This window comes from Hyalangium sp. (genome assembly GCF_035629615.1).
GTDB lineage: Bacteria > Myxococcota > Myxococcia > Myxococcales > Myxococcaceae > Hyalangium.
Map to the genome: position 1 here is coordinate 1 of NZ_DASPHO010000314.1, position 5,040 is coordinate 5,040.

The 5,040-nt window shown below is 70.2% G+C and carries 5 protein-coding genes; 4 read left to right on the plus strand and 1 reads right to left on the minus strand.

Going from position 1 to position 5,040, the window contains the following annotated elements:
* A partial coding sequence (locus VD972_RS15935) for a LytR/AlgR family response regulator transcription factor (RefSeq protein ID WP_324987772.1) occupies positions 1-687 on the plus strand: 687 nt, incomplete at its 5' end.
* A 57-nt stretch (positions 688-744) separates the two neighbouring features.
* On the opposite strand, the gene VD972_RS15940 is transcribed toward VD972_RS15935, so the two are convergent.
* The gene (locus VD972_RS15940; RefSeq protein WP_324987775.1) at positions 745-2,232 is read right to left on the minus strand and encodes a glutamate--cysteine ligase; all 1,488 of its coding nucleotides are present in this window, start codon (positions 2,230-2,232) and stop codon (positions 745-747) included.
* Between the two features lie 126 nt (positions 2,233-2,358).
* Here VD972_RS15940 and VD972_RS15945 point away from each other — a divergent pair, with 126 nt between their 5' ends.
* The 3 genes from VD972_RS15945 (at position 2,359) to VD972_RS15955 (ending at position 4,835) form a co-directional block, all read left to right on the plus strand.
* Complete coding sequence (locus tag VD972_RS15945) at positions 2,359-2,739, plus strand: DUF1499 domain-containing protein (RefSeq protein ID WP_324987778.1); 381 nt, start codon at positions 2,359-2,361, stop codon at positions 2,737-2,739.
* Positions 2,740-2,817: 78 nt separating this feature from the next.
* Positions 2,818-3,909, plus strand: coding sequence for a 23S rRNA (adenine(2503)-C(2))-methyltransferase RlmN (gene rlmN, locus VD972_RS15950; protein ID WP_324987780.1), 1,092 nt, complete (start codon positions 2,818-2,820; stop codon positions 3,907-3,909).
* Between the two features lie 65 nt (positions 3,910-3,974).
* Positions 3,975-4,835 (plus strand): aldo/keto reductase, encoded by an 861-nt coding sequence (locus VD972_RS15955; RefSeq protein WP_324987783.1) that lies wholly within the window; start codon positions 3,975-3,977, stop codon positions 4,833-4,835.
* Positions 4,836-5,040: the final 205 nt, after the last annotated feature.

Consider the following 5,040-nt stretch of genomic DNA (forward strand, 5'->3'; position numbering starts at 1 on the left):
GTGGAGGTGTGCGGTGAGGCCGCGGACGGGGAGGCGGTGCTCGCCGCGGCGCGGGCGGGCGGGCTGGACGTGATCCTGCTGGACATCCACATGCCCGGGTTGAGCGGGCTGGATGCGCTGTCGCTGCTGCCCGAGGACGGCCCGGGCGTCATCCTCTGTACGGCACACGCCGAGCACGCGGTGGATGCCTTCGAGCACGGCGCGGTGGACTATGTGCTGAAGCCGGTGGAGGCCGCGAGGCTGCAGAAGGCGCTGGAGCGGGCTCGGGCGCGGCTGGGGCCGAAGGAGGGGCAGGAGCCTGCTCGAGCGCCATCCGCGGGCGCGAAGGGGCTGGCGCGGCTGCCCATCCCGACGCGGCAGGGAATCGTCCTGGTGGATCCGGACACCATCTCCCACGCGACGCTGGAGGGAGAGCTGGTGACGGTGTTCACGACGCAGGGCGAGTTCCTCACGGACTTCACGTTGAACGAGCTGGTGGACAAGCTGCCGGTGGAGGGGTTTCAGCGGGTGCACCGGCGCGCGCTGCTGAACCTGACGCATGTGACGCGGCTGGAGCCTCTGGAGACAGGGGGCTACATCGCGCGGACCACCCGGGGACACTCGGTGGAGGTGAGCCGTCAGTCCGCCCGGGAGCTGCGCCGGATGCTGGGCCTGCGCCGTGGGCCTGATGAAGACGCTGGCTCCTGAGACGAAAGACTCATCTCGTTAGGGCAACAACGCCTCCTCCTGATTCAGCCCGGAGGTTCAGTCCACCGGCCACTCGTGCACGGGTGCGCCAGCCTCGGCGTGCTGGCGGTAGCGCTCGAGCAGCGTGGCCAGCGCGTCCGCCTTGGGCATCTGCTCCTCCAGCTTCGCGAGCACCCGGCGCTGCCAGCCGGCACCAGTGCGCCGCGCCGCCACGCGGGCCTCGATGATGCCGAGCATCGCGTCCGCCTCGGCCGCGTCCACGCCCGCCTCCACCAGCCCGCGCCGCGCCACAGGCAGCAGCTTCGGCACCAGCTCCGTCACCGGTACCGGCTGAGGGGACGGCGCGTTCTCCGTGGGCCACAGCATCACCGCCTCCATTCCCTGCTTCGCCGCCCGGATGAAGTTCCCCCGCGCGTGGACGAAGGGCATCGCCGGAAGAAGGGCGTCCATCTGATTGGCCAGTCCCAGCGACAGCCCGAGCAGCAGCGCCCCATTGGCCACCATGTCCACCACGGTGGGCCCTGCGGGCAACGCGCGGAACTCGATACGCAGGTGGCCATCGCACTTCGGATCGTAGATGACGCGGTTCCAGCTCCACACGGTGCTCTGATGGAGCCGCAGCTCGTCCAGTCCGGGGAGCTCTCCTCGCGCCAGACACTCCAGCGGAGACTGGTGCCCCACCACCGGCAGCAGCGGTGCGTACAGCGCCACCACCTCCGAGAACAGCTCCAGCGCGCCCTCGCGTGCCCAGCCGTGGCCGAACGTCACTCGCGCGTGGGGCATGAAGCCGCTCTCGTGTGGATCGCCCCGATCGTCCACCGCCTGCCGGAAGAGCGCCACCCGCGTCTCGTCCCACAGCCGCCGCCCCAGGAAGAGGGGCGAGTTCGTCGACACCGCCAGCACGGGCGCAGTGACGAGCTGGGCCGCGTTGTACACACGCGCGAACTCCGCGGGCGCCACCCGCAGGTGGAACTGGAGGGACGTGTTGGCCCCCTCCAAGGTCACGTCGTCCCAGGTGAGTGACAGCGTGTCCTCCCCTGCGATGGACACCTGGAAGGGCGCATCCCTCCGCCGCCGGAGGGCCGCCGAGAGCGCCCGGTACCGCGGCAGGCCGGTCAGCGCGCCGCTGCCCAGATCCACCTCCCGGAGCGTGGGGAGGATGCCGGTGACAACAACTCGAGCCCCCTGCGTGGCAGCCGCTCGGCGCACCTCTCGCAGCGAGTCCTCGAACTCTGCGCGCAGCGCCGTGAAAGGCCGCCCTGCCAGCGGAGAGGGGCGCAGGTTGCACTCCAGGTTGAAGCGGTCGATCTCCAGCGTCACCCGGGGGTCCACCGTCTGCCCCAGCACCTGGCGGTTCACCGGCAGCGGAAAGCCTGCGGAGTCCACCAGGAACAGCTCCAGCTCCGCGCCCACGGTGCGCGGCCCCGCGCCGAAGTCTGGACGGCGAAGCAGCGCACGCAGCGCCTCCAGGTTCTCGGTCAGCCGCTGCGAGAAGCGCCGGTAGTCCTCGGGGGAGAATTCCTCGCGGTCAATCGCCAGACCCATGCTGGAGACATGGGCACGCTCCCCATTCCCGGCAGGCCAGCCGCCGAAGGAGCCCCCCCTGGCTGCCTGCTCTAGAAGCAACCAGGACTTGACCGCTCGGCTGCCCCCATGCAAGTCCAGCAGGCAATGAGCCTGTTCATCGCCCTCTCCCGGAACGTCGCCGAGACCTCGCCCACCGCCGAGGACCCTCGCCTGCGGACCCGCCTCTACTCCCTGTCGCGCGAGACCGTGTGGAACACCATCCAGCAGCTCGCGGGCTTGCAGCAAGGTTGGAAGGTCATCAAGCTGGACTCGGCCGCGGGCCTCCTGGAAGCAGAGGCACGTACCCGCCTCCTCAAGTTCGTGGACGATGTGACCATCCGCGTGAGCACCGCCACCAGCGAGCGCGTCTCCGTCGACGTCCACTCCCGCTCTCGCGTGGGGAAGGGGGATCTGGGCACCAACGCCCGCCGGATCGGCAAGTTCCTCGAGGAGCTCGACAGCATGCTGGCCCCGACGCAGCGCTGACACGACCCGTCAGCCCGGTCTCCAGGCAGCCGTCCCCAAGCAGTCCCACGCCGTGCCGTGTTATCGCTCGATAGCGCCATGCAGCCTGCCCCCTCCAACACCTCCCTGGTCAACCTGTACGACCTGCCGCGCGCCGCCCTGGGCGAGCTGCTCGCCGGCTGGGGCTACAGCGCCTTCCACCGGGATGCGCTCTGGGGGGCCCTGTACCGCCGGCAGGTGCAGTCGCTCGACGCGCTGGATGGGCTGCTGCGGCCGGAGCTGGTGGCACTCCTGCGCGAGCGCGCCTGCCTGCGCCGCCCTGCCGTGCACCACGAGGCGTTCAGCAGCGACGGCTACACCCACAAGCTGTTGCTCCGCCAGCACGACGGGCAGACGATCGAGACGGTGCTGATGCGGTTCAAGGGCCGCGCCACGGTCTGCATCAGCACGCAGGCGGGCTGCGCCATGGGCTGTGTCTTCTGCGCCACCGGGCAGATGGGGCTCGTGCGCCACCTGAGCCCGGGGGAGATCGTCGCCCAGGTGCTCCACGTCACCGGCATCCTGCGCGAGTCGGGCGAGTCCCTGCGCAACATCGTCCTCATGGGCATGGGCGAGCCCCTGCACAACTATGAGGCCACGATGGAGGCCGTGGACATCCTGGTGGACCACTCGGGCCTGTCCATCGGTCCGCGCTTCATCACGCTGAGCACTGTGGGCGTAGTGCCCGGCATCCGCCGCCTGGCCGACGAGGACCGCCCGGTACACCTGGCTGTCAGCCTGCACGGCGCTACCGATGAGGAGCGCGCCGCGCTGGTGCCGGTGGGCAAGCGCTGGCCGCTCGACGAGCTGATGGAGGCGTGCCGCTACTACAGCGAGAAGCGCAAGCGCCGCATCTTCTTCGAGTGGACGCTGATCGCCGGAAAGAACGACACGGCGGAGCAGGCCCATGTGCTCGGGCGACTGCTGCAGGGCATGGACGCTCACGTGAACGTCATCCCGCTCAACCCCACGGTGGGCTACGGCGGTGCGCCCAGCTCCCCAGAGTCCGTGCGAGCCTTCCAGGACGTACTGGCCTCCTACGGGCTGCCGAGCACCGTGCGCCAGCGCCGCGGCATCGACATCGACGCGGGCTGCGGCCAGCTCAAGGCCGCGGTGGAACGCCCGCGTCGTTCAGTTCCGGCAACTCCCTGAGTGACAGTCGAGCACAGGGCCACGGTCCCCATTAAGGTCCGCGGCTCCTGCCTCGGAGGTCCACCATGGCCGCTGCCACCCCACTCCCCGCCGCCGCCGCTGGTACGTTCCGGCTCGGTGACATGACCGTCCACCGCATGGGCTTCGGCGCCATGCGCATCACCGGCGAGGGCATCTGGGGCGAGCCCAAGGATCCCGAGACGTGCAAGCGCGTCCTGCGCCGCGCCGTCGAGCTGGGCATCAACCTCATCGACACCGCCGCCTCCTACGGACCGGACGTGTCCGAGCGAATCATCGGAGAGACGCTCCACCCCTACGCCAACGGCCTCGTCATCGCCACCAAGGGGGGCCTCACCCGCAGCGGCCCGGGTGGGTGGCACCCCAACTGTTCCCCCGAGCACCTCACGAAGGACCTGGAGGGCAGCCTGCGTCGGCTGCGCGTAGAGCGCATCGACCTGTACCAGCTCCACACCATTGATCCGAAGGTCCCCCTCGAGGACTCCGTGGGCACGCTCGCGCGCCTGCGCGAGCAGGGGAAGATCCGCCACGTGGGCCTCTCCAACGTCTCCGTGGCCCAGCTCCGCCAGGCACGAAAGCTCGTCCCCATCGTCTCGGTGCAGAACCGCTACAACCTCTCGGATCGGCACAGCGAGGACGTGCTGAACGAGTGCGAGAAGGAGGGCATCGGCTTCCTGCCGTGGTACCCGCTCGCCGCCAGCTCACTGGCCACCGACGCCAGCCCGCTCGCACAGGCCGCGAAGCGCCACGGCGTCACCCCGGGACAGCTCGCGCTCGCGTGGCTGCTGCACCGCTCCCCCGTCATGCTCCCCATCCCCGGCACCTCGTCCCTCGCACACCTGGAAGAGAACACCGCCGCCGCCACCGTGAAGCTCTCCCCCGACGAGGTTCGCGAGCTCGGCCGGTGAGCACAGGAAGCACGGCAGGCGCGGCGCACACACGGTAGGGGTACAGGAAGGGAACACCCTCACCCTCAGCGCTCCCCCAGCGTCACCGGACGCTGCAGGGAGAACACGGGGAGGTGGCTCGCGGCCTCGCGCACCAGGCCGAGGAAGGCCCGCACCGCCTCTGTGAGCGGGATGCCCATCGTCCGCAGCGTGCGGCGGTGATCCA